Annotated in this window: 21 protein-coding genes; 8 read left to right on the top strand and 13 right to left on the bottom strand. The window is 69.8% G+C overall.

All coding sequences use genetic code 11. The features are described from left to right. The first annotated feature begins 20 nt into the window (after positions 1–20). Positions 21–1,127: a glycosyltransferase family 4 protein gene (locus QSK34_RS28995; protein ID WP_285588590.1), complete on the top strand. Its 1,107-nt coding sequence runs from the start codon at positions 21–23 to the stop codon at positions 1,125–1,127. Positions 1,128–1,288: 161 nt separating this feature from the next. Here the strand turns inward: QSK34_RS28995 and QSK34_RS29000 are convergent, their stop codons facing one another. From QSK34_RS29000 to atzF, 4 genes are read right to left on the bottom strand one after another with little or no spacing between them, the layout of a single operon-like run. Continuing rightward, positions 1,289–2,107 (bottom strand): transglutaminase family protein, encoded by an 819-nt coding sequence (locus tag QSK34_RS29000; protein WP_285588591.1) that lies wholly within the window; start codon positions 2,105–2,107, stop codon positions 1,289–1,291. Next, positions 2,104–3,081 carry an alpha-E domain-containing protein gene (locus tag QSK34_RS29005; protein ID WP_202610469.1) on the bottom strand — a complete coding sequence of 326 codons (978 nt, stop codon included), beginning with the start codon at positions 3,079–3,081 and terminating at the stop codon, positions 2,104–2,106. The genes QSK34_RS29000 and QSK34_RS29005 overlap by 4 nt, the downstream gene beginning before the upstream one ends. Next, a complete protein-coding gene (locus QSK34_RS29010) occupies positions 3,078–4,607 on the bottom strand; it encodes a circularly permuted type 2 ATP-grasp protein (RefSeq protein WP_285588594.1) in 1,530 nt (509 codons plus the stop codon). Before QSK34_RS29010 ends, QSK34_RS29005 begins: the two co-directional genes overlap by 4 nt. A gap of 45 nt (positions 4,608–4,652) precedes the next feature. Then, entirely contained in the window at positions 4,653–6,326 is a 1,674-nt protein-coding gene (atzF, locus tag QSK34_RS29015; RefSeq protein WP_285588596.1) for an allophanate hydrolase, read from the bottom strand. A gap of 92 nt (positions 6,327–6,418) precedes the next feature. Between atzF and QSK34_RS29020 the strand changes: the two genes are divergently transcribed. Further along, complete coding sequence (locus tag QSK34_RS29020) at positions 6,419–8,590, top strand: NACHT domain-containing protein (RefSeq protein WP_285588599.1); 2,172 nt, start codon at positions 6,419–6,421, stop codon at positions 8,588–8,590. Here QSK34_RS29020 and QSK34_RS29025 read toward each other — a convergent pair. The 3 genes from QSK34_RS29025 to QSK34_RS29035 form a co-directional block, all read right to left on the bottom strand. After that, positions 8,547–9,482 carry a nucleoside hydrolase gene (locus tag QSK34_RS29025; protein WP_285588601.1) on the bottom strand — a complete coding sequence of 312 codons (936 nt, stop codon included), beginning with the start codon at positions 9,480–9,482 and terminating at the stop codon, positions 8,547–8,549. The two genes, QSK34_RS29020 and QSK34_RS29025, sit on opposite strands and share 44 nt — an antisense overlap. Before the next feature lie 3 nt (positions 9,483–9,485). Then, on the bottom strand, positions 9,486–10,826 hold the full coding sequence (gene cysS, locus QSK34_RS29030) for a cysteine--tRNA ligase (protein WP_285588604.1): 1,341 nt from the start codon (positions 10,824–10,826) through the stop codon (positions 9,486–9,488). A 326-nt stretch (positions 10,827–11,152) separates the two neighbouring features. Beyond that, positions 11,153–11,443 carry a hypothetical protein gene (locus QSK34_RS29035; RefSeq protein WP_231515630.1) on the bottom strand — a complete coding sequence of 97 codons (291 nt, stop codon included), beginning with the start codon at positions 11,441–11,443 and terminating at the stop codon, positions 11,153–11,155. 345 nt (positions 11,444–11,788) lie between these two features. Between QSK34_RS29035 and QSK34_RS29040 the strand changes: the two genes are divergently transcribed. From QSK34_RS29040 to QSK34_RS29055, 4 genes are all read left to right on the top strand, one after another. Beyond that, positions 11,789–13,150: an NsdA family TPR-like regulatory protein gene (locus QSK34_RS29040; RefSeq protein ID WP_285588606.1), complete on the top strand. Its 1,362-nt coding sequence runs from the start codon at positions 11,789–11,791 to the stop codon at positions 13,148–13,150. An 11-nt stretch (positions 13,151–13,161) separates the two neighbouring features. Then, positions 13,162–14,103, top strand: coding sequence for an aminoglycoside phosphotransferase family protein (locus tag QSK34_RS29045; RefSeq protein ID WP_285588608.1), 942 nt, complete (start codon positions 13,162–13,164; stop codon positions 14,101–14,103). A gap of 161 nt (positions 14,104–14,264) precedes the next feature. Beyond that, on the top strand, positions 14,265–14,468 hold the full coding sequence (locus QSK34_RS29050) for a cold-shock protein (RefSeq protein ID WP_030455889.1): 204 nt from the start codon (positions 14,265–14,267) through the stop codon (positions 14,466–14,468). Positions 14,469–14,555: 87 nt separating this feature from the next. After that, a complete protein-coding gene (locus QSK34_RS29055; protein ID WP_285588611.1) occupies positions 14,556–16,193 on the top strand; it encodes an alpha-amylase family protein in 1,638 nt (545 codons plus the stop codon). A gap of 6 nt (positions 16,194–16,199) precedes the next feature. Here the strand turns inward: QSK34_RS29055 and QSK34_RS29060 are convergent, their stop codons facing one another. The 4 genes from QSK34_RS29060 to QSK34_RS29075 are packed head-to-tail and all read right to left on the bottom strand — an operon-like array spanning position 16,200 to position 19,651. Further along, positions 16,200–16,577, bottom strand: coding sequence for a hypothetical protein (locus tag QSK34_RS29060; RefSeq protein ID WP_285588613.1), 378 nt, complete (start codon positions 16,575–16,577; stop codon positions 16,200–16,202). Continuing rightward, the gene (locus tag QSK34_RS29065; protein WP_285588614.1) at positions 16,574–17,296 is read right to left on the bottom strand and encodes a DUF2071 domain-containing protein; all 723 of its coding nucleotides are present in this window, start codon (positions 17,294–17,296) and stop codon (positions 16,574–16,576) included. Before QSK34_RS29065 ends, QSK34_RS29060 begins: the two co-directional genes overlap by 4 nt. A gap of 9 nt (positions 17,297–17,305) precedes the next feature. Further along, the gene (locus QSK34_RS29070) at positions 17,306–18,649 is read right to left on the bottom strand and encodes a dihydrolipoyl dehydrogenase family protein (protein WP_285588615.1); all 1,344 of its coding nucleotides are present in this window, start codon (positions 18,647–18,649) and stop codon (positions 17,306–17,308) included. A gap of 24 nt (positions 18,650–18,673) precedes the next feature. After that, positions 18,674–19,651, bottom strand: a complete 978-nt coding sequence (locus tag QSK34_RS29075; RefSeq protein ID WP_161482094.1) for a malate dehydrogenase — start codon at positions 19,649–19,651, stop codon at positions 18,674–18,676. A 473-nt stretch (positions 19,652–20,124) separates the two neighbouring features. Here QSK34_RS29075 and QSK34_RS29080 point away from each other — a divergent pair, with 473 nt between their 5' ends. Beyond that, the gene (locus QSK34_RS29080; protein ID WP_285588619.1) at positions 20,125–22,008 is read left to right on the top strand and encodes a glycoside hydrolase family 6 protein; all 1,884 of its coding nucleotides are present in this window, start codon (positions 20,125–20,127) and stop codon (positions 22,006–22,008) included. Positions 22,009–22,091: 83 nt separating this feature from the next. Here QSK34_RS29080 and QSK34_RS29085 read toward each other — a convergent pair whose 3' ends face one another. Beyond that, positions 22,092–22,271 (bottom strand): hypothetical protein, encoded by a 180-nt coding sequence (locus QSK34_RS29085; RefSeq protein WP_285588622.1) that lies wholly within the window; start codon positions 22,269–22,271, stop codon positions 22,092–22,094. Positions 22,272–22,399: 128 nt separating this feature from the next. Between QSK34_RS29085 and QSK34_RS29090 the strand changes: the two genes are divergently transcribed. Beyond that, a complete protein-coding gene (locus tag QSK34_RS29090) occupies positions 22,400–23,212 on the top strand; it encodes a MerR family transcriptional regulator (RefSeq protein WP_285588625.1) in 813 nt (270 codons plus the stop codon). A 9-nt stretch (positions 23,213–23,221) separates the two neighbouring features. Here QSK34_RS29090 and QSK34_RS29095 read toward each other — a convergent pair whose 3' ends face one another. Then, a complete protein-coding gene (locus tag QSK34_RS29095) occupies positions 23,222–23,494 on the bottom strand; it encodes a hypothetical protein (RefSeq protein ID WP_285588627.1) in 273 nt (90 codons plus the stop codon). Positions 23,495–23,721: the final 227 nt, after the last annotated feature.

Genomic DNA, 23,721 nt, shown 5'->3' on the forward strand with positions numbered 1-23,721 from the left:
ACCTCTGAGAGGCTGATCGGGTGCGCATCCTTCACGTGAGCGACTGCTACCTGCCCCGGCTGGGCGGCATCGAGGTGCAGGTCGCCGACCTGATCAGGAGCCAGCGCGAGGCCGGGCACGACGTCGAGGTGGTGACCGCCACGCCGGGGGAGCCGCTGCCGGGCGTCCACCGGGTGACTGCGCGCATGCCGTTCGACCTGCCGGTCCACCCGCGCGGCACGGGCCATCTGACCCGGATCATGACGCGGGGCACCCCCGACGTCGTCCACGTCCACACGGGCGCGGTGTCGCCGTTCGCGTGGATGGGGGTGCTGGCCGCCCACCGGGTGGGGCTGCCCGTGGTGGTGACCGTCCACAGCATGTGGGATCCGGTGACCGCCAACCTCTACCGGGTGCTCAATGCGGCGAACTGGAGCGATTGGGGGCTGGTCGGCACGGCCGTCTCCGAGGCGGCCGCCCGGCACATCCGGCGGGTGGCGGGGCCGAACGTGCCGGTCCACGTCGTCTCGAACGGGCTCGATCTGTCGGGCTGGCGGCCCGAGGGCCCGGCCCGGGTGCCCTCCGACGAGGTCCACGTGGTGGCCGTGGGGCGGCTGGCGCCGCGCAAGCAGCCCGTACGACTCCTGAAGCTCCTTGAGGCCGCCAAGGCCAGAACACGCAAGGGCGTCACCCTGCGGGCCACGATCGTGGGCGACGGGCCCGCACGGGGCCAGATGGAGCGCCATCTGAAGTCGAAGCGGATCGACTGGGTCGACATGCCGGGCAGGTACACCCGGGACCAGATCAGGGGGCTGCTGGCGGAGGCCGACGTCTTCGTCGCCCCGGCGCCCCGGGAGTCGTTCGGTCTGGCCGCGCTGGAGGCGCGCGCGGCGGGGGTGCCGGTGGTGGCACGGTCGCAGAGCGGTGTGGCCGATTTCGTGAGCCCGGGCAAGGAAGGCCTGCTGGGGCGCACCTTCGACGAGCTGGCCGGTGCGGTGGCCCGGCTCGCGGGGGACCCTGCGCTACGAGGGGCGATCGCCGAGCACAATCGGTCGACGTCGCCGGTCAGATGCTCGTGGCCGGTGGTCCTTGAAGGATTCGAGCGCTGTTATGAACGGGCCGCCGACGCTTCGTCGGGCCGGCGGTAGACGAGGGCCGGGTCAAAAAGGGAGGACCCGCCCCGACGGAGTGCGTAGGTCGATGGGCAGCGGCTGCCGGGGCGGACGGGGGCGCTGGACGATCTGGACCCTTTTCACAAGAGGCTCTCCTCTCTCGTATTGGTCTCAGCCTTCCCAGTAATACGTAATGATCACGCCAACCGGGTCACTTCGACCTTTACTTCTTGTCTTCCCGCAGGTGGTCCTTGGTAAATACCTTTCAAAGGGGGTACGTCAGCGTAGTCTCTCCCGCGCGCTACCACTACATGTGTTTCGCCTACTTTTGAGCGATTTGTCGGGTCGAGCGCGTTCCACTCGCCCGACCAGTACTCCACCCAGGCGTGCGACTGCCCGGCGACGGGTTCGCCGATGACCGCGTCCGCCGCCGGATGGATGTAGCCGGAGACGTACCGGGCCGGCAGCCCGGCCGCCCGCATCAGCGCGACGGTCAGGTGCGCCATGTCCTGGCAGACGCCCTTCCCCTGGTCCCAGGCCTCCTGGGCGCTGGTGAGCACCCCCGTGGCGCCGGGCACGTACTCGACCCGTTCGTGCACCGCCCACGCGATGGCCTCGGCGGTCTCGTGGGGGTCGCGGCCGTGCGTCTGGGCGAGGCCGACCTCCCCGCAGGTGATCGTGGTCCGCTCGGTGGGCCGCAGCAGCTCGGCGACCGGGCCGGACACGTTGCGCAGCAGGTCCCAGCTCAGCGGCCTGGCCAGCGGCCGGACCGGCGAGGTGTCGACCCGGGCCTCGGCCTCGATCGCGAGCGTCCGGTGGCCGCCCGTCACGTCGAAGACGCTGACGTGGGTGCCCCAGTAGTCGCGGTAGGTCCAGACCGGCGTCGCCGGCCGGACGACCAGGCTGCAGTCGAGCGTGGCCTGCCGGTGGTCGTCGACCGGGGTCATCCGCACCTCGTTGTACGACGACGCCGCCTCGCCCTCGTACTCCACGAACGTCGAGTGGCGGATCCTCACACGCCAGCCGGTTTCCACACCGCACCTCCCAGCGCCTGCACGCCCAGCTCCCAGCGCAACGTCGAGGCGTGCTGGAAGAACCGTTCCGTCAACCCCTCCGAGGCGATCACGCACGCCGCCTGGAGGGTGATCAGCAGCTCGGGGAGCTGCTCTTCGAGGCCCGCCGTGTCGGCGTACTCCAAAGCCATCCGGACCCGCCCGACCGCCGCCCGCGCCGGGTCGTTCATGCCCGCCCTGCCCTGGTTGGGGCTGAGTTCGGCCAGGCACTGCTCGGCCGTCGTGAGGGCGTGCATGACCGAGCGGGGGAAGAGCCGGTCCAGCAGGAGGAACTCCAGCACCCGCTTCGCGTCGCCCCGGTGGGTCCGGGTGAACGACTCGTCGGCCCCGCACGCCTCCAGCAGCGCCTTCCAGCCGGTCGACTCCGACGGCGGCGCGAACTCGCTGGGCAGCACCTCGGCGTGCACGGCCAGCAGGCGGGCGGTCATGTCGACCCGCTCCAGGCTGCGGCCCAGCACGATGAACAACCAGCCGTCGTCGCGGCTCATGGTCGCGTCGGTCAGGCCCGAGAACAGGGCGGCGCGCTCGCGGACGTACCGGAGATAGCCGTGCGGGCCGAGCCGTTCGGCCCCGATCTGGCGGATCGGCAGCTCGTTCCAGGTGACGTTGAGGCACTCCCAGACCTCGCTGGAGATGATCTCGCGCACCCCGCGCGCGTTCTCCCTGGCCGCCCTGACGCACCCGGCGATGGAGCTCGGCGTGGCCGAGTCGTAGGCCAGGCGCTGGATCATCGTCTCGGTCGTCGGGTTGTCGCCGCCCTCGTGGCCGAGGATGGCCAGCACCGTCGACCAGTCCTCGTCGTCGCCGAGGGTGCGGTGCAGGGAGACGTCGAGCAGGCGGGCGATGTCGTCGGAGCGTTCGACGTACCGGCCGATCCAGTACAGGGTCTCCGCGATGCGGCTCAGCAGCTCTCTCACTGTTCGCTCTCCCCGTCCCAGGCGGCGTTGCGGCTCGGTTGCCAGTGCGCCGGGGGCTGGTGCCCGCCGGCCGCGACGTGCGGGATGCGCGGCCCCGGCTCCGACAACACCCAGGTGTCCTTGGAGCCCCCGCCCTGGCTGGAGTTCACGACCAGCTCCCCCTCGGGCAGCGCGACGCGGGTCAGGCCGCCCGGCAGCAACCAGACGTCGTCGCCGTCGTTGACCGCGAACGGCCGCAGGTCGATGTGCCGGGGCCGGGGCAGGTCGCCGATGAGGGCGGGGGAGGTGGACAGGGCGACGGGCCGCTGCGCGATCCACTTCCTCGGATCCTTCTGCACGTTCTCCGTCAGCCCGGCGAGGGTCTCCTCGCTCGCCCGGGGGCCGATGACGATGCCCTTGCCCCCGGCGCCGTCGACCGGTTTCAGCACCAGGTCGCCGACGTTGGCCAGCACCCATTCGAGGGTGTCGGCGTCCTCCAGCCGGTAGGTCTCCACGTTGGAGATCAGCGGCGTCTCGCCGAGGTAGTACTTCATCAGGTCCGGCACGTACGTGTAGAGCAGCTTGTCGTCGGCCACCCCGTTGCCGACCGCGTTGGCGATGGCGACCGTGCCGGCGCGGGCGGCGTTCAGCAGCCCCGGGCAGCCGAGGGTCGAGTCGGGCCGGAAGTGCAGCGGGTCGAGGTAGTCGTCGTCGACCCGCCGGTAGATCACGTGGACCGGCCGTTTGCCGTGCGTGGTGACCATGTAGACCCGGTTGTTCTCGCAGACCAGGTCGCGTCCCTCGACGAGCTCCACGCCCATCAGCCGGGCGAGCAGGGCGTGCTCGAAGTAGGCGGCGTTGTAGACCCCGGGGGTCAGCACCACGACCGTCGGATCGTTGATCGCCGCCGGCGCGGCCCGCCGCAGGGCGGCCAGCAGCCGGGCCGGGTATTCGTCGACCGGCCGCACCCTTTGCTCGGTGAACAGCGCCGGGAGGGTGCGCATCATCGCCAGCCGGTTCTCCAGGACGTAGCTGACGCCGCTCGGGGTGCGGACGTTGTCCTCCAGCACCCGGAAGGCGCCCGTCTCGTCGCGGATGATGTCGATGCCCGCGATGTGCACGCGCACCCCGTTCGCGGGCCTGATCCCGTCGGCCGTCCGGTGGAAGTGGGGGGAGCTGTGCAGGAGCCCCCACGGGACGACCCCGTCGTGGAAGATCTGGCGGCCGCCGTACACGTCGGCGAGGAAGGCCTCCAGCGTGCGCACCCGCTGCCGGACCGCGCGGGAGATCAGGTCCCATTCGGCGGCGTCGATGACACGCGGGATCAGGTCGAGCGGGAACGGGCGCTCCTCGCCCGCGTAGTCGAAGGTCACCCCCCGGTCGGTGAACACCCGGGCGAGCTGGTCGGCCCGGAACCGGAGCTCGTCGGCCCCGAGGGGTTGCAGGGCCGCGAACAGCCCTTGGTACGGCGGCCGGGGTGTGCCCGGCCGCTCGAACATCTCGTCCCATGCGTCGGCCAGGGCATATGAGTCGAATATGTCCGCCATGTCCGGAGCGTAGGAAACCGATGTTTCGCGCGATGCCGCCGGATGTTACGGCCGCGCGTTCACGTAGGCCGGCCAGGAGCCGTAACCCGTGATGTCGGCGGCTCCGGCGACCGCGTGGGCCTCGCAGAGGAACCCGGTGACGAGGCTCCCGTCGTCGAGCTCGACCGAGCCGAGCCCGAGCGGCGGCGCGATCTTCGTGAGCAGCTCGCCCAGTTCGGCCGTGCCGAGGTGGAAGAGCTCCACCTCGATGGACGCGCCGTCCGGCGTCCTGACCATGCCGGGGCGGTCGCCGAGGTCGTAGAGCCGGTAGGCCGCGGCCGTGCGGGCGAGACCCGCCGGGGTCGCGCCGAGCGCCACCAGCTCCGGATGCAGCGGATGGCCGGTCCGGTGCGCCCCCACCACGGCCAGCGGCGTGCCCCTTTTCCTGATCCGGTACGGGGTGGCTCCCGCCATCCCCGTGTGGAACCGTTCGGCGGCGTCCGCGAGCGGACCGTCGGCGCCTGCGGGGGCCAGCAGGGTGACGCCGTGCGGTCCGCCCGCGGACGTGAAGCCGGCCGGGACGGCGATCCCGGCCAGATCGAGGAGGTTGGCGAAGGTCGTGTAGGTGCCCAGGACGGAGTTGCGGCCGATGGGATCCTCGGCCATCTCAGCGAGCGTGAACGTGCGGGGGACGGTCGGGACCGCGAGGGCGTCCACCTGGGCCCAGGTCCGGCGGGTTTCGGCCATGAGCTCCCTGAGCCGGTGCAGGCCCCGGAAGGCGTCCGCCCCGGTGACGCCGGCCCCCGTGCCGAGCACTTTCGCGGTGACCGGGTGGAGCGATTCGGGGTGGCTCTCGACGAACGGCCCCAGCACGCTCCACCGCTCGGCCACCCACGGCCCCTCGTAGAGCAGCCGCCCGGCTTCGAGGAACGGCTCGATGTCGACGTCGACGAGCTCGTAGCCGAGGCCGGCCAATCGGGCGAGGATCCCGGTCCAGTCGTCGTCGCCCCGGATGACGCCGACCCTCCGGATCGGCTCGTCGTGCCGGGGCAGCTTGCGCGACCAGGGGTCGTCCGGCTCGTACCCCTCGATGATCTCCAGGACGACCCGGGCGTCGTGGACGTTCAGCGCGAAGACACTCGGGCAGTCGAGCGACGCGCACGCCGGGACCACGCCGAGGGTGCTGACCAGCCCCTTCGACGGCTTCAGCCCCACGGTCCCGGTCATCACCGCCGGCACCCGCCCCGAGCCCGCCGTGTCGGTCCCGATCGAGAAGCTCACCAGCCCGGCGCTCACCGCCACCGCCGACCCCGACGACGATCCGCCCGAGATCAGCCCCTCGACCAGCGGCGACTCCACCGAGCCGTAGGGGCTTCGCGACCCGGAGAGCCCGGTGGCGAACTGGTCGAGGTTGTTCTTCCCGATCAGGATCGCGCCCGCGCCGATCAGCCGGTCGACGAGCGGCGCCGACCGGCCGGGCGCGTAGGCGAAGTCGGGACAGGCGACCGTCGTGGGCAGCCCGGCGACGTCGATGTTGTCCTTGACGGCGAAGGGGACGCCGTAGAGGGGCAGGCCGGGATCGCCGGGCAGCCCGGCGAGGACCTCCTCCTCCGGCCGGAGGGTGATCCACACGCCGTCGTCACCCCGGGCCTTGATCCTGCGGTAGACCTCGGCGACGACCTCACGGGGGTGGAGCCCGGTCCTGTACGCCGCCTTCAACGCCGAAATCTGCAGATCCACTCTGGAGGCCTCTCGTCGATTGTCGACAAAATATCTGAAAGGCGATTCGGTGCATACCGTGACGTGTTAAATCCACGTAGCGATAGACGAGTGTGCCGAAGATTCCGCCGATCGCGCTGATGGTCGTGCTGGCCACCGCCGTCGGCTCCGTGCTCCTGCCGGTCGCGATCAACATCGCGACCGGGGGCGCAGTACCGGCCTGGCTGGAGCCCCATCGCAGCTGGGCCTGGCCCGTCGTCCTGGTTCTGGGGCTGGTCTCGATCGTGCTCGCGGTTCTCCAGCTACTTGCGGCGAGCCCAGAAAGCAAGATCGGGCGCCTCATCCGCCCCGGTTTCCGCGACCGCGCCTCCGCTCACGTGCGGCATCACCTGGACCAGCGTCTCGACCAGGAGCCGATTCGGGCCATCCGGGTGCAGCTCGATCTTGACCTCGTCCCCGACGCGGTCCTTCCCCCGCCGCCCGCGGATCGTGTGGGTCCCGGCGCACCCTTGCGGGTGATGGAGAATGCCAGGCCTCTGGACGTCTACGACCGGCTCGACGGCTCGATGCTCATCCTCGGCGCGCCGGGCGCGGGCAAGAGCACCATGATCCTCGAACTCGCGAAAGCTCTTCTCGACCGGGCGGACGGGCCGCTGCCGCTGGTCGTTGAACTGGGCGAGTGGGGCAGGCGGCGTCGAACCCTGCTGCGCACCCGGCCACCTGAAGATCTGCGTGAATGGCTGCTGCGCCAGATCGAGAAGCTCTACGACGTCGGCGCCAACATCGCCGACCGGTGGCTGGAAGACGGCACGGTCACGCTGCTGCTCGACGGTTTCGACGAAGTCGGACCGGAGTTTCGCGCCCGCTGCCTAACGGAGGTCAACGCGCTTTATGACCGGTATCCGCAGCTTTCCATGGTCATCGGCAGCCGTGCCGAAGAGTACGACGCGCTGCCCGCGCGGCAGCAGTTCCGGTTGTACGGGGCAGTGGTCATCCGGCCGCTGACCGGCGAACGGGTGCTGGCGTATCTGGCCTCCGGCGGCCCTGAGCTCCGATCCGCGCATGAGGCGGTCGAGCGGGACCCGGAGATGCTCGAACTCATCAGCGCGCCACTCTGGCTGCACGTCCTGGCGGGCGCCGTCACCGACGCCGATCCGGGCGCCGGCGGCTGGAGCCGGAACGACCTGCTGGCCGCGTATGTGGAGCAGATGTTCCATCTGAAGCGAGCGCGTCGTCAGCACTACGGGAAAGACCAGATGCTCAGGTGGATCTCGCAGCTCGCCCGCGTGACGCTGGCGCTGAACTCGCGCACGCTGCCCGGTTCTCTTCCGGGTCTCCGGCCGTTCCTGTGGTGGTGGGCACTGCCCCCGGCGACGCGGAGCTCCGTCGCCGGCGAAGGGGCGAACATCGCCGTGGCCATGTGGTCGGCCACGCTCACCGCCGTGCTCATCGTGACCGGCGGCGGCGCCGGTGGCATAGCGGGATTCGTCATGTCATTGGCCCTGATGGCCTCTGTTCGGATACTGCTGGCCTCGAAAGACCCCGTCGTCAGGGTGGCGGCGGTCCGCATCAAGGGCTGGATCTACGGCGCGGTCATCGGGGTCGCCGGTGCCGCGATCATCATCGGAATGGCCGGGCTCGGTGGTCTCGTGGCGCGGAGCCTGACGTTCTCGCCGGTCAGGGCCGCCGCCCTCGTCTTCCTGGCCCTGTGTGTCGTGGCGTTCCTCGGGAGTATGAGGCTGCGAAGAAGGCTGGAGTGGCCCGCGCTCCTCATGGGCGTCGTATTGGCCGCCCTCGCCTGGCCGGTCGAGGAGAAGGGGACCGCGTCGTTCTTCGTGGGTGTGGGCGTGGCGTTCTGCGCCGCGTTCCTCACCATGACGGTCTACTCGCCCGATCTGGCGATGGACCCCTTCGACGTCCAACTCAGTGACCGGATCGCGTGGTTCGTGATGGGGGCGGGGGTGCTGCCGGGGGTGGTGATCGGAGTCCTCTGGGGGGCCGGTGACGACCTGTCACTCGATGCGGTGCTGGGGATGCTCGTCGGGGTCTTGGCGGGGGTCTTCCTGTCAGTGCCCGTCGTCTTCTCCGTTCGCGGGGTCGGCGGCTGGGCCCTTCTGGTGCTTTCGGGTCTGCTGCCCCTCCGTTATCGGCGCTTCGTGATCCAGGCGGCTGAGATCGGCCTCCTGCGCCGTGACGGCAAGGGTTACCGGTTCCCGCACCTGATCCTGACGGAGTATCTGGCTAGGGAAGCCGATCGGCCACCTCGGCGAAGCTCTCCAGCGTGAGGTCCCAGAACCGCTTCACGTCGATCCTCCGGGCCACGTTCGCGTTGGGGACCCGCCCGCGCAGGTTGAAGTCGATCACCGTCATCCCCGACGTGAACCGGCCCGCCGTCTCGACGTCGACCACGCCGGGCGTGAACTCGAACAGGGTCGGGTCGGCCACGAAGGCGACCGCCAGCGCGTCGTGGACCGCCGGGCCGTCGTGGGCCGTCGTCATGCCGTAGAACTCCAGGCTGGGGATCAGGAGCTCCCCGCCGAGCCGTCCCAGGCCCCGCATGCGCTCCAGAATCGGCCCGTTGGCCAGGGCCGTCAGGCTGACGTCGAGGCCGATCTGGTTGACCGTCCACCCGGCACCGAAGACGATCGCCGCCGCCTCGGGGTCGGCCGCGATGTTGAACTCGGCCGCGGGGGTGCGGTTCCCCCGGGTGTACGACCCGCCCAGGATGGTGAAGTCGCGCGCCCACTCCATGATGCGGGGTTCCCTGCGCACCGCCAGGGCGATGTTCGTGAGCGGACCGACGGCGACCAGGGAGATCTCGCCGGGGGAGGCCGCGAGGGTGTCGACGATGAAGTCGACCGCGTGCCCGTCGCCGACCGGCAGCCGGGGTTCCGGGAGTACCGCCGCGCCCAGCCCGCCGAACCCGTGGACCTCGGCCGCGTCGATCCGGCTGGCCACCAGCGCGCCGGGGGAGCCGGCGACCACGGGCACCGAGGGGAACCCGAGGAACTCGCGCAGCCTGAGGGCGTTGAGGGTGGTCAGCTCCAGGGAGACGTTCCCGCCGACCGTGGTGATCCCGACGAGGTCGAGCGCCGGGCAGCCGTGGGCGAGGGTGATGGCCAGTGCGTCGTCGATCCCGGGGTCGCAGTCAATGAGGATCTTCTTTGGTGCGGGCACGCCTCAGAGCGTAACCCGCTGGCGAATCTTGAGGGCGCTGTCGATCTGCCGATGCATGATCCTCGCCCGTTCGAACTCACCCCGCTCCGCGCTCGCCTCGGCGAGATTTCGCACCACGCCCAGCACGGCCCCCGCGACTTCCCGCAACTGCGTTTCCCTGGCCCAGTGCGCGCTCATCGGATCGAGGCCCAGCACGTCGAGCATCGCCCTTACCTCGGCGCATTTCCGCGCCGCCTTCCGAACGTCGCCGGAATCGAGGGCGGCGTTCCCCTCATTGACGGCCGCGTGAATCAGCGAAACCGCCTGAGGCAGGTTCAGGTCGTGGTCCATCGCCTCTCTGAACTGCGGCGGAAGGGCGCCCGGCGCGTCCACGGCCACGCGGTGCACAAAACGTTCGATCCGCCGGTACGCCACCGCGCTCTCCTCCACCGCCCCCACCGAGAATTCCATCGGCGACCGATAATGGGCGGCGGCCAGATAGAACCGCAGTTCCTGTGGCCTGATCCGCCGCAGTAAGGTGTGCACCGCCAGCGGGTTCTTCGCCGTCTTGCGAATCTTCTCGCCCCGGTGGGTAACCGGTCCGTTGTGAATCCAGAATCGCGCGAAACCGTCGCCGGCGGCGCGCGACTGGGCGATCTCGTTCTCGTGGTGCGGGAAAATGAGATTGGCCCCGCCGCCGTGGATGTCGAATTCGGCGCCCAGATATTTACGCGCCATCGCCGAACATTCCAGATGCCATCCGGGCCGGCCGTCTCCCCACGGCGCGTGCCAGACGGGTTCTCCCGGACGGCCCCTTTTCCAGAGCGCGAAATCGCGGGGGTCGCGTTTGCCGTGGCCGGGTTCCTCGCCGCCGCGCATCTGGCTCGGCCGCTGCCCGGAGAGTTCGCCGTAATTCGGGAAGGAGGAGACCGAGAAATACACGTCGCCGTCGGCGGTGTAGGCGTTGCCGGAGGCGAGCAGCTGCTCGATCAGCTCCAGCATCTCGGGGATGTGGCCGGTCGCCCGGGGCTCCACGCTGGGCGGAAGGCACCCGAGGGCCTCGTAGGTGCTCTCGAACGACCGGTGGACCGGGTCGGTGATCCGCCACCAGTGCACGCCCTCGGAAAGCGAGCGGCTGATGATTTTGTCTTCGATGTCGGTGACGTTCCGGCAGAAGAGAACGCGATATCCGGAATGCAGGAGCCAGCGGTGCAGAATATCGAAGTTCACTTGCGAGCGTATCTGCCCGACATGGGGTGGGACGACGACGGTGGGACCGCAGAGATAAATCGATGCGATTCCCGGAATTCGGGGGGAGAAATCGCGGACCGACCGGCTGAAAGTATCGTATAGGCGAAGTCCCACCTAGCCGAGGGTAAGCCAGAAATCCGCGTCCTGTCGATAGAAACGGGCAGACGTGCGGTGCACATCATGAATGCCACATTGTGAGACAGGTCAAACGGGTTGACAGGGTAATGAACCACGCGTGCGGCTAAGAGATCGGCTATGGACAAATCGGTCGGGTGGAGGTACGGCCCGCGCCCCGGTGGGTGGGCGTGGGCGGCCGGCGACAGCTGGTCCGGTTCGGCTTGTGGGCCGCGCCCCTCTCTTTGACGAGAGGCGGAGCGCGGGTGCCGCCTGACAGCCGGCCGCCGGAGGCGCGGGCCGTACCGGCTAGGGGGTGTCCGAAACTATCGGCGGATCACGTGCAGAACCGAGGCGATGCGCTCGGCGGCGGTCACGACGTCGGAGGCGTGCCCGATGCGGCCCGCCCAGGAGAGCCAGTACCACCACTCTCCGTCGTTGGCGTTGGACGCCAGCACGTCCTCCGCCATGGCCGGAGCCATCGGGTTCACCACTCGAAGCCGGGGGTAGAGGCCGGCCGGCGCCGACAGGCGTACCTGGAACGAATGCGCCTCAAGTTGGGCGGCGAGCCGTTCGAGGTGGTCCATCGCCTCGCTGCGATCTGCCTTCATCGCCATGGTGGTCTCCAGGGGACGTTGCGACCTTTCTCCGGAAAGGGTGAACCTGGGATGACTGCCCGGCAATCGGGCGTACTAGCCGAATACGTGCAATAACCAGGGAACCCGCTGGTATTAAGTGGAAGACACACGGTTCCGGGGCTACGAACCCATAACAGGGCTGGCGGTTGAGTGCTGGCCGATTAACGTGGTGGTAACACCCGTAATCGCCAAACCCCCTGCTTGAGGGCAGACTGGGAGCGGCGGGATGTCAGCAGCGGAAGGGCAGGCGGGATGGCCCGAGGAGAGCACTCTCCGGCATGTGCTCGTCGCTGGCGCGAGCAGGCCGAGGCACGGCAGTGGTCGATGTGGCAGACGGTTCAGGCGATTCACGGCTGCTGCGGCGTCAGCATGCTGAAGGCCCACCGGCTCGGCCGGGGATGGTCCGCGCGCCAGGCGATCGAGGAGCTCGAACACCTCTGTGAGCAGCAGTCGCTCGGCCTGCCCAGGGCCAGCATCGACCTGCTCAACGCATGGGAGAACAACCGGGCGCGGCCGCGCCCCCAGACGATCGACCTGCTGGCCCGGCTCTACAAGGCCAACGCGGTACGCCTCGGCCTCGCGGCCGACTACTGCGACGACCCCGGCGTGAGCCAGAAGGTCGTGGTCGTGGCCAACGGGTCCAGTGAAGACGCCGTCCACGTCGAAGACCTGGCCGACGACGACACCGACCGGCGGGCGCTGTTCCACCAGGCGATGCTGATGGGCACCCCCAACGGCAGGTTCTTCGCCGAGGTCGAGGGCACCCGGCACGATTTGGACCGGTCCCTGGCCACCACGACCGTCACCGAAGACCAGCTCGACCGGCTCGACGAGCAGGTGCTGCGCTACCGGCGCGAATACATGACCACCCCGCCCACGCCCATGTTGTGCCGGGTGATGCTGGAGCTGGCCGACGTCCGCAAACTGACCGGCGCCCGCCAGCCCGCCGGCGTGCAGCGCCGCCTCCTGACGGCCACCACGATGCTGGCCCTGCTGTCGGCCGACGCCCTGATGAAGCTCGGCGACACCCGCCAGGCCCACGCCTGGTACGGCACCGCCCGCACCTCCGCCGACGACGTCGGCGACCTGCGGTTACGCGCCCTGGTCAGGGCCAACCAGACGATGTTGCCCTACTACTACGGCGACCTCACCGAGACCGTCCGGCTGGCCCGCGAGGCCCGCATGCTGGCCGGTTCGGCCCCCAGTTCCCCGGCGGCCCTCGCCGCCGCCGCCGAGGCGCGTGCCCTGGCCCGGATGGGCGACCGCAAGGCGGCCCGCATCGCGCTCGCCGAGGCGGAGCAGATCTTCGCCCGCATGCGCGGCATGAGCCAGGACGACCTCGCCTTCGTCTTCACCGAGAAGCGCATGAGCTTCTACCGCACCGGCACCCTGATCGAGCTCGGCGACGACTCCCAGCTCCAGAACCTGGAGATGGACTCGGGGTTCCAGACGATCGACCCGGCGCTGATCCTGCTCGACCAGGCCACCCACCTGGCCCGCCACGGCGACTACGAGGAGGCCTGCCGCCTCGCCGCCCAGGCGCTCAGCCAGGTCCCGGCCGAGCACCGCACCTCGATCGTCATCACCCGGGCGAAGGCGCTGCTGAACGAGGCCGATCCGCGGCTCCCCGCCGTCCGCAACCTGAACCAGGTCCTGTCGGAGTCGTCCCTCCGGCTGGCCATATGAGCGCCTCACACGTGACGATCACGCACCTCACCCGCGCCACGGCCGCCCGTCCGCTCGCCGACGAGGCGTTCACGGTCCTGCGCGCGGTCTGCGACCGCATCGGGGTCGACGCCGGCGGGGCCAGGCTGATGCGGCTGCGCAGCAACGCCGTCTTCAAGCTGCGGGGCGACATGGTGGTGCGGATCGCCACCGCCCCCGACGCCCTCACCCGGCTCCCGGCCGTGCTGGCGGTGGCCCGCTGGCTGGCCGACCGGGGCTTCCCGACGGTCCGGCCGGTCGACGAGATCCCCCACCAGCCCATCGTGCATGGCGGCCGGGCGGTCACCTTCTGGCGCTACGTCCGCTCCAACGGCTCCCCGACCACCACCGAGCTCGGCCACGTGCTGCGCGACCTCCACCGCGAACCGGTGCCGACGTCGATCCCGCTCCGGCGGCTCACCGACCCGCTCGCCGAGGTCCGCCACGCGGTCGAACACCGGGCCGAGGTGCTCACCCCCTACCAGCGCCGCTGGCTCGGCGACCGCATCGAAGAACTGACCGATCGCTGGCACACCCTCGACTCGGGCCCGCCGGTCCTCCTCCACGGCGACGCCTGGATCGACAACCTGCTCCGCTGCCGCGACGGCAACGCGATTCTTTGCGATTGGGACGGCGTGGCGGTGGGCCCCCGTGAGTGGGACCTGGTCCACACCTACCACGGCCAGCGCAGATTCGGCCTCTCGGCCGGCGACGTCGACGCCTTCGCCCACGCCTACGGCTCTGACCTGCGAGATTGGCCCGGCTACGCGACTCTGATGGAGATCAGGGACATGTACGCCGTCGGCATCCACATCCGCAACGCCCTCGGCGATCCCTTCTCCCGGCAGGAACTTCCACGCCGTTTGGACTCGCTGACCAGAGGCGATGGCCACGCGAGGTGGTACATGGCTGCCCCCGCGCTCGGGGTGCGCTAGGCTTGACGTGTTGCAGTGGTGTTTTGTAAAGAACGCCTCCGGCCTCACGGCCGGTAGCGGGCGTACTGCTTTTCCGACGTAGGCGGATGCAGGGCTGGTCCGCTAAGCAGCCCGTCTCGTTGACCTGACGAGACGGTGAGGCTCCGCATAAGGAGAAGCAGTTGTCTGAAGGCACCGTCAAGTGGTTCAACGCCGAAAAGGGCTTTGGTTTCATCGCCCCCGACGACGGCACCCCTGACGTGTTCGTGCACTACTCGGCGATCAACAGCGGTGGCTACCGCAGCCTGGACGAGAACCAGCGCGTCAGCTTCCAGACCGTGCAGGGCCAGAAGGGTCCGCAGGCCGAGAACGTGACGCCGATCTAAGTTCCATCCAGCATCAACCAGAAGCCGACCGATTGCCTCGTGCAACGGTCGGCTTTCTCGTGCCGGAAATGGGTAGGGGCGCTGCCCATGCGGCTGACCCAGACCTCCGAACTGTGGTGGAAGAACGCCATCGTCTACTGCCTGGACATCGAGACCTTCGCCGACGGGAACGGCGACGGGATCGGTGACTTCCGGGGCGCGATCCAGCATCTCGATCATCTCGACCGGATCGGTGTGACCTGCATCTGGCTCATGCCGTTCTTCCCCACCCCCGACCGCGACGACGGATACGACATCGTCGACTTCTACAGCGTCGACCCCCGCCTCGGCACCCTGGGCGACTTCGTCGAGTTCATGCGGGTGGCCCGGGACCGGGGCATCCGGGTGATCGCCGACCTGGTCGTGAACCACACCTCCGACCAGCACCCCTGGTTCCAGGACGCCCGCTCCTCCCGGGACTCCAAGCACCGCGACTGGTACATCTGGTCGGACGAGCCCGAGCCCGACGACCCCAAGGGGGTCGTGTTCCCCGACCAGGAGGACAGCCTCTGGCAGTGGGACGCCCAGACCGAGCAGTACTACTTCCATCGTTTCTACAAGTTCCAGCCCGACCTCAACACCTCCAATCCCGAGGTGCGGGACGAGATCGCCCGCATCCTGGGATTCTGGATGGAGCTGGGCCTGTCGGGCTTCCGCGTCGACGCGGTGCCCTTCCTGGTCGAACGGGTGCTCGAACAGGACGACGCACTGCCCGACCCCCACGAGTTCTTCGCCGACCTGCGGGCGTTCATGAACCGCCGCGACGGGACGGCGATGCTGCTGGGGGAGGTGAACCTGCCGTACAAGGACCTGATGGCCTATTTCGGCGACACCCCGCTCGGTAACGAGATCACCATGTGCTTCGACTTCATCGGGATGCAGCGGATGTACCTGTCGCTGGCCCGCGAGGACGCCCGTCCGCTCGCCGAGGCCCTGCGGGAGCGCCCCGCGCCCCCCAAGGACAGCCAGTGGGCCTCGTTCGTCCGCAACCACGACGAACTGACCCTCGACAAGCTGACCGACGCCGAACGGGAGGAGGTCTTCGCCGCCTTCGCGCCCGAGGAGGACATGCGGATCTACGACCGCGGCATCCGGCGGCGGCTGCCCACCATGCTCGGCGGCGACCAGCGCCGGATCCGCATGGTCTACAGCCTCCTGTTCGCCCTGCCCGGCACCCCCGTGCTCTTCTACGGCGAGGAGATCGGGATGGGCGAGAACCTCGCCATCGAGGGCCGCCAGTCGGTCCGCACCCCGATGCAGTGGACCTCCGGCCGGCACGGCGGCTTCAGCACGGTCGAACCGGCGATCCCGATGCCCGGCGGCGACTACGGCCCCGACGAGATCAGCGTCAGCGCCCAGCGGCGCGACCCCGAGTCGCTGCTGTCGTGGATCGGACGGCTCGTCGAGCAGTACCGCGAGTCGCCGGAACTGGCGTGGGGCTCCTACGAGGTCCTGGACGGGGGAGACGACGCGGTCCTGGCGATCCGCAACGAGGGCGTCGTGACCCTGCACAACTTCGCCGGGCGGGTGGCGAAGGTGACCCTGGGCCTCGACGAGCAGGGGAAGGTCCTGGCCGACCTGTTCTCCGAGGACACGGTGGAGATCCAGGACGGGCGGGCCCTCGTGGAGGTGGAGGAGTACAGCTGCCGCTGGTTCCGCATCTCCGACCCGGCGACCGCGCCGTGACGATCGTCACGTGTGGCGGGCGGCCATGATCCGGGTGCGCAGGGCGTCGAGGAAGACGCTGCCCTCTTCGAGCGGCAGCAGGTAGGAACTCGGGTCGGCCCCGAACCACTGGGCGTGCACCCAGACGCCGCCGTCCGCCACGCGCAGGTCGGCCCCGGCCAGCCGGGCGCCCAGCCGGACCGATTCGCCGTCGGGGCGGACCAGCACGATCACGATCAGGGCCGGGGTGAGCACCCCCGCTGACAGGTTCGCGCCGCGGGTCTGGCAGCACATGACGACCCGGTCGGTCAGGTCGCCCAGAAGGTGCTGGTCGGCGTAACCGTCGACCAGCACCCGCAACCGGACGTCGAGGTCGTCGTACCGGATGATCGTCGTCTGGGTCATGCCGACACCCTAGGCGGCACGTGGACGTCGAAGTGGATCGAGGCCTGCCCCAGCACGGAATGGGGCGGCTGGCCCGGCTCGACCAGCCCCAGCTCCTCGAACACCCGGAACCGGGCGTGCGCGGCCTCCAGGAACACCGGCTCCATGACGGGATGCCACACGCTGTAGGTCCCGACCGACCGCCGCCCCCGGTACCAGCCCGTCGTGGGGTGGGTGAGCAGCGGCAACCAGTCGTCTCCCAGCCCATCAGGGGTGTACGGCCCCACGCCCGCCGCCCGGCACTCCGCGTCGTCGGCGTCGAGCTCCCAGCGGGGCTCCGGCCCCCAGTCGCCCGTGATCCTGATCCGGGTGCGCCGCCACGGCATGCCCCACAGATGGCGCGGCACGGCCACCAGGGGATGGTCGAGGGCGGTCCGGAAGAACCACACCCCGGGTTCGCCGTGGCGGGTGACGTAGGCGCGGTAGTTGATCTGGCCACAGGCGATGGCGACGCGGGGGCAGAACCGGAAGTGGAAGTCCCGGTCGCGGAACCCCACCGCCGACACCAGCGCTCCGGAGCCCCCGGCCGCCCAGTCGAACCGCACAGGGGCGAAGCCGGGTGGCAGCAGGGCGGCCAGCCGCTCGGCGGGCACCCGGAAACTCACGATCACGAAGTCGTCGAGCTCGCTCTCGGCGTGGTGCCAGCGCGGGGCGGGACGGGGGGTTCCGGCGAAGTCCACCCGGCCAGGCTAGGGGCGATCCTGTTTCAGCAGGTTCTTCAGCGCGTCCTCGATGCCGCGGTGGAAGGTCGGGTAGGCGTACATCATCGAGCGCAGGGTCATCACCGGCACCCGCGCGTGCACCGCCACCGCCAGCGCGCCCATCACCTCGCCGCCCGCCGGGCCGACCGCCGTCGCGCCGACCAGGACGTCGTCCGAGGCCACCAGCTTGATCAGGATGTCCTTCGTCCCGTGGATCCAGTCGCGCGCGCCCGCCGTGGTGATGCCGGTGGTCACCGACAGGCCCTCGTCGCGGGCCTGCCGCTCGGTCAGGCCGACGGCGCCGACCTCCGGGTCGGTGTAGGTCACGCGGGGGACCGCGCGGTAGTCGGCCCCGGCGACCTCCTCGCCGAGAATGTCGAGCGCCGCGATCCGCCCCTGGTAGTTGGCCACGTGGGTGAAGCCTCCGTGGCCGGTCACGTCGCCGGCCGCCCAGACGCCGTCGGTCACGCGCATGTGGGGGTCGGTGGGGATGAACCTGGCGGTCTCGTCGACCCCGATGACCGACAGGCCGGTCAGGTCGGTCTTGCGGCCGGTCACCACGAGCAGGTTGGCCGCCTCGACGACCTCGTCGCCCACCGTCACGGCGAACCGGCCGTCGTAGGACACCCGGGAGGCGGACGCCCCGGTCAGCACGCGCATGCCCTCGTCGCGGAAGACCTTCGCGATCAGCGCCCCGGCCTCGGGCTCCTCGCCGGGCAGGAGGGTGGGGGCGGCCTCCAGAAGAGTGATCTCGGTGCCGAAGCGGGCGAAGACCTGGGCCAGTTCGAGGCCGATCGCCCCGCCGCCCAGCACGATCATCGACTCGGGCACGCTCTCGGTGGCGACGGCCTCGTGGTTGGTCCAATAGGGCGTGCCGGCCAGTCCGTCGATGTCCGGGATCGCCGGACGGGTCCCCGTGGAGATCAGCAGGCCGCGCCGGGCGCGCAGCACCCGGTCTCCCACGGTCACCTCGCGGGGGCCGGTGACGACGCCGTGGCCGCGTACGAGATGACCACCCTTCTTCTCGAAGCGGTCGGCGGCGGCCTGGTCGTTCCAGTCGTCGGTGGCCTCGGCGCGGATGCGGCGGGCCACCGGCGTCCAGTCGGGGGAGACGGTCGCCGCTCCGGCCAGGCCGGAGACGCGCCGGGCCTCACCCAGGACGTGGGCGGCCCGGATCATCATCTTCGACGGTACGCAGCCCCAATAAGGACATTCGCCGCCGACCAGGTCTGCCTCGACCGCGGCCACACTCAGCCCGGCCTCGACGAGCCGGCCGGCGGCGTCCTCGCCACCTGGGCCCATGCCGAGCACGATCACGTCGAATTCATCCATGCCCGGCTACCTGCCCATATGGCGTCAGATCAGGCCGAGCTCCTTGACCGCGTCGCGCTCCTCCTGGAGCTCCTTGACCGAGGCGTCGATCTTGCCGCGGGAGAAGTCGTCGATGTCCAGGCCCTGGACGATCTCCCACTGGCCGTTCCGCGAGACCACCGGGAACGAGGAGATGATGCCCTCGGGCACGCCGTAGGAGCCGTCGGAGACGACCGCGGCGGAGGTCCAGTCGCCCTCGGGGGTGCCGTTCACCCACGAGTACACGTGGTCGATCGCGGCGTTGGCGGCCGACGCGGCGCTGGACGCGCCCCGGGCCTCGATGATCGCCGCACCGCGCTTGGCGACCGTGGGGATGAAGGTGTCCTTCAGCCAGTCCTGGTCGACCAGCTCGGCGGCGATCTTGCCGCCGACCTCGGCGTGGTAGAGGTCGGGGTACTGCGTCGCGGAGTGGTTGCCCCAGATCGTCATCTTCTTGATGTCGGTGACCGGGACGCCCAGCTTCGACGAGAGCTGCGACAGGGCGCGGTTGTGGTCGAGCCGGGTCATGGCGGTGAACCGGTCGGCCGGGACGTCGGGCGCGTGCCGCTGCGCGATCAGCGCGTTGGTGTTGGCGGGGTTGCCCACGACCAGGACGCGCACGTCGTCGGCCGCGTGGTCGTTGATCGCCTGGCCCTGCGGGCCGAAGATCCCGCCGTTGGCCGACAGCAGGTCGCCGCGCTCCATGCCCGCCGTGCGGGGACGGGCGCCGACGAGCAGCGCGACGTTGGTCCCGTTGAACGCGTAGTTCGGGTCGTCGGTGATGTCGATGCCCTTGAGCAGCGGGAAGGCGCAGTCGTCGAGCTCCATCGCGGTGCCCTCGGCCGCCTTCAGCGCCGGAGTGATCTCCAGCAGGCTCAGCTGGACGGGCACGTCCGGCCCGAGCAGGTGCCCCGAGGCGATGCGGAAGAGCAGGGCGTAACCGATCTGGCCGGCCGCGCCGGTGACGGTCACTTTGACGGTCATGACGATTCCCCTTCGGGCGGTGTACGTGTCCTGCGGATGCTACTCGCCAGTCGAGCCCCACTTATGCTCAGGCCACGGGTTTGCGGCAATTCATGGATGTGTACGCCGAGAATCCGACCATCCGCCGCCCGACTCGCGGAGCCGCCCTCGGTGACCGAGGCGACGGCGGCGACGTTGAGGCGGTCGAGCACCCGGGAGTCCTTCAGCACCTCGGTGAGCGGGCGCCGGTAGGCCTCGCCCATCCCGAAAACCGGGCAAACATGGCGATAAAGCTGAAACTTTCAAGTTACAAACGGGGTTTTCGGCCGGTGACCGGGCGGCGTGTGTGCTGGTCGCCGCCGGTGCTGGTGTTTCGGCGCGAGCGAGAGGGAGGCTGGGGGTGGACGGTCTTCCTGTACGGCACGGGACCGCGCACCTAAGGTCCGTGGGAGCGCTCCCAGCGCGCAGTGAATCATCGCAGGAGGACCCCCGCAATGAGATCCACCCCCCGATCCGGAGCCGCGCGCTCCCGACTGCGCCGTGGCCTCGCCGCGTTCGCGGTGGCCGCGCTCGGATCCACCATGGCCGTCGTCACCGCAACGTCCGCGCAGGCAGCGGTCACGTGTGACGTGACGTACACGACCAACGACTGGACCACGAGCCCCGGCCAGGGCGGCTTCACCGCCAACCTGACGGTCCGCAACACCGGCGACGCGCTCTCGAGCTGGAACCTCGGTTTCACGTTCCCGAACTCGGGCCAGCGCGTGAGCCAGGGCTGGTCGGCCAACTGGACGCAGAGCGGCGCGAACGTGACCGCGGCGAGCATGCCGTGGAACGGCAGCGTGGCGAGCGGCGCGACCCTGAGCCTCGGCTTCAACGGCACGTGGAGCGGCAGCAACCCCAAGCCGACGTCCTTCACCGTGAACGGCGTGACCTGCGGCGGCGTGAACCCGTCTCCGTCTCCGTCGCCGTCCCCCTCGCCGAGCCCGTCGCCGTCGCCCAGCCCGTCGCCGTCGCCGAGCCCCTCGCCCAGCCCCTCGCCCTCGCCTTCTCCCTCCCCGTCCCCGTCTCCGTCGCCCTCGCCGAGCCCGTCGCCGTCTCCCTCCCCGCCCGGCCCCCGAGTGGACAACCCCTATGACGGCGCGACCGGTTACGTGAACCCCGACTGGTCGGCCAACGCCGCCTCCGAGCCGGGCGGCGCCGCCGTGGCGAACACCTCGACCGCCATCTGGCTGGACCGGATCGCCGCCATCACCAGCGGCTCGGCCGGCAACAACAGCAAGGGCCTGCGTGAGCACCTGGACCTGGCCGTCCAGCAGGACGCCGCCAACGGCGCCGCGCCGGTGGTCATCCAGGTCGTGATCTACAACCTGCCCAACCGTGACTGCTCGGCGCTCGCGTCGAACGGTGAGCTCAAGATCGCGCAGAACGGCCTGAACCGGTACAAGACCGAGTACATCGACCCGATCGCCTCGATCATGTCGGACTCGAAGTACCGCAACCTGCGCATCGTGGCGATCGTGGAGATCGACTCGCTGCCGAACCTCGTGACCAACCTGAACCTGGCCGCCTGCCAGGAGGCCAAGACCTCGGGCGCCTACGAGCAGGGCGTGGCCTACGCCCTGAGCAAGCTCTACGCGATCCCGAACGTCTACAACTACGTGGACGCCGGTCACCACGGCTGGCTCGGCTGGGACACCAACTTCGGCCCGTCGGCCGACCTGTTCGGCTCCACCGCCGACCTGGCCACCGGCGGCAAGGCCACCGTCCACGGCTTCATCACCAACACGGCCAACTACTCGGCGCTGGTCGAGCCGCACTTCACCGTGAACGGCACCGTCAACGGCCAGATGATCCGCTCGTCGCGGTGGGTGGACTGGAACTTCTACATCGACGAGTTGTCCTTCGCCCAGGCCTTCCGTCAGCGGCTGATCCAGGAGGGCTTCTCCTCCAACATCGGCATGCTGATCGACACCAGCCGTAACGGCTGGGGTGGCCCGAACCGGCCCACCGGCCCGAGCACCTCGACCGACCTGAACACCTTCGTGAACAACTCCAAGGTCGACCGTCGTATCCACGCCGGCAACTGGTGCAACCAGAGCGGCGCGGGTCTGGGTGAGCGTCCGCGGGCCAACCCGGCCACCGGTATCGACGCCTACGTGTGGGTCAAGCCTCCGGGCGAGTCCGACGGTTCCTCGACCGAGATCCCGAACACCGAGGGCAAGGGCTTCGACCGGATGTGCGACCCGACCTACGGCGGCAACGACCGTAACGGGAACAACCCCTCCGGGGCTCTGGCCAACGCCCCGCTGTCGGGTCACTGGTTCTCGGCCCAGTTCCGTCAGCTGCTGGCCAACGCCTACCCGCCCATCAGCTAACACCTAGATGAAGTACGCGAGCCCCGGTGCCGACGGCGCCGGGGCTCTCGCGTTGCGCTGGGGGGTGGGCTCTGGGCCCCGGTTCACGACCAGTCGGGCGACTTGCCCTTGCCGCCGGCGAGCTTCATGACCCCCATGACGGCGAGGCCGATGAGGCCGAGGATCAGAACCCACTTGAGGAGGCCGAAGACCAGCCCGATGAGCCAGCCGATGACGAAGAAGGCGGCGACCGCGATGACGGCGTACAGAAGAATGCGTCCCATAGGCTTCACGGTAAGTCTCATTTGCCGAGAAATCGCGGGTCAGGCGGCAACATCAGGGACAACTCAGGGGCGTCTCAGGGGCGGTCGTTGACCCTCACACGGTGTCAGCCGATAGACCCGGAGGCGTCATGTACAACATCGGAGACTTCGCCAGAATCGGCCGCGTGTCGGTGCGCATGTTGCGCCACTACGACGCACTCGGCCTGCTCACCCCCGCCCGGGTCGACCCCCTGACGGGCTACCGCTCCTACGAGGCCGCCCAGCTCAGCCGCCTCAACCGGGTCGTGGCCCTGAAGGACCTCGGGTTCAGCCTCCAGCAGGTCCGCCAGATCCTCGACGAGAAGGTCGGCGTGGCCGAACTGCACGGGATGCTCCGGCTCCGCCGGGCCGACCTGGAAGCCCGGGTCGAGGCCGACCGGGCCCGGCTGCGGGGGGTCGAGGCGAGAATCCAGATCATCGAGAAGGAGGGCGTCTTGCCTGCCGACGTCGTCGTGAAGTCCGTCCCCGCCGTCCGGGTGGCCGAGTTGTCGGCCGTGGCCGAGAGCTACGAGAGCGAGCACATCGGGCCCGTCATCCAGCCGCTCTACCCCGAGCTGCACGCCCGGCTGACCAGAGCGGGGGTGGATCTCGTCGGGCCCGGGATCGCCTACTACGAGGAGGAGCCGTCCGGCGGAGTGCGGATCCACGCCGCCTTTCCGGTCAACGTCGCGCCGGACCCGGCGTACGACTTCGACGTCGTGGACCTGCCGGCCATCGAACGGGCGGCGACGATCATCCACCACGGGCTGATGGACGGCGTGGACGCGACCATCCAGGACCTGCACCGCTGGATCGAGGACCACGGGGAGCGGGGGGTGGGGTACAGCCGGGAGGTCTACCTGGAGTACGGGATGGGCGACCCGGAGAACTGGGTGACGGAGATCCAGGAACCGCTGGCCTGAGAACGATCGTCAGGAGGGAGCTTCTCCTCGTCTGCCGAGGGTGCGGGTCACCCAGGCGATCGAGGCGCCGGCCACGAGCAGGGCGACGGAGCCGAACCGCATCTCCCACAAGCGGGCGGGGCAGTCGGGGTTGAGCTCGCCGCTGTAGGCCGCGGGGAAGAAGAAGGCCCCGCCGCAGGTCAGCGTGCTGTGGCCGTCCCAGCCGTAGGGGTTGTCGTAGAACGCCGCGGCCAACCCACCGAGAAGCAGCACCGCGGCCGCGAGCCGACCGATCCATAGCATGAGGCGATCTTGGAGCGACGGCCCGCGGATTGCAACGGGCGGCGGCACGGCAGCGGCTACGCCGGACCGGGGAGCCGGAGGGTCGGGGAGCCGGAGGGTCGGGGAGCCGGAGGGTCGGGGAGCCGGCGGGCCGGAAAGTTGATGAGCCGGAAAGTTGATGAGCCGGAACCATGAGCTGGGAGCCGACGGACTCCGAACTACGCGCCGCGAACGACTGGCCGGGCGCC

The sequence above is a fragment of the Herbidospora sp. NBRC 101105 genome, assembly GCF_030269205.1.
Lineage (GTDB): Bacteria > Actinomycetota > Actinomycetes > Streptosporangiales > Streptosporangiaceae > Herbidospora > Herbidospora solisilvae.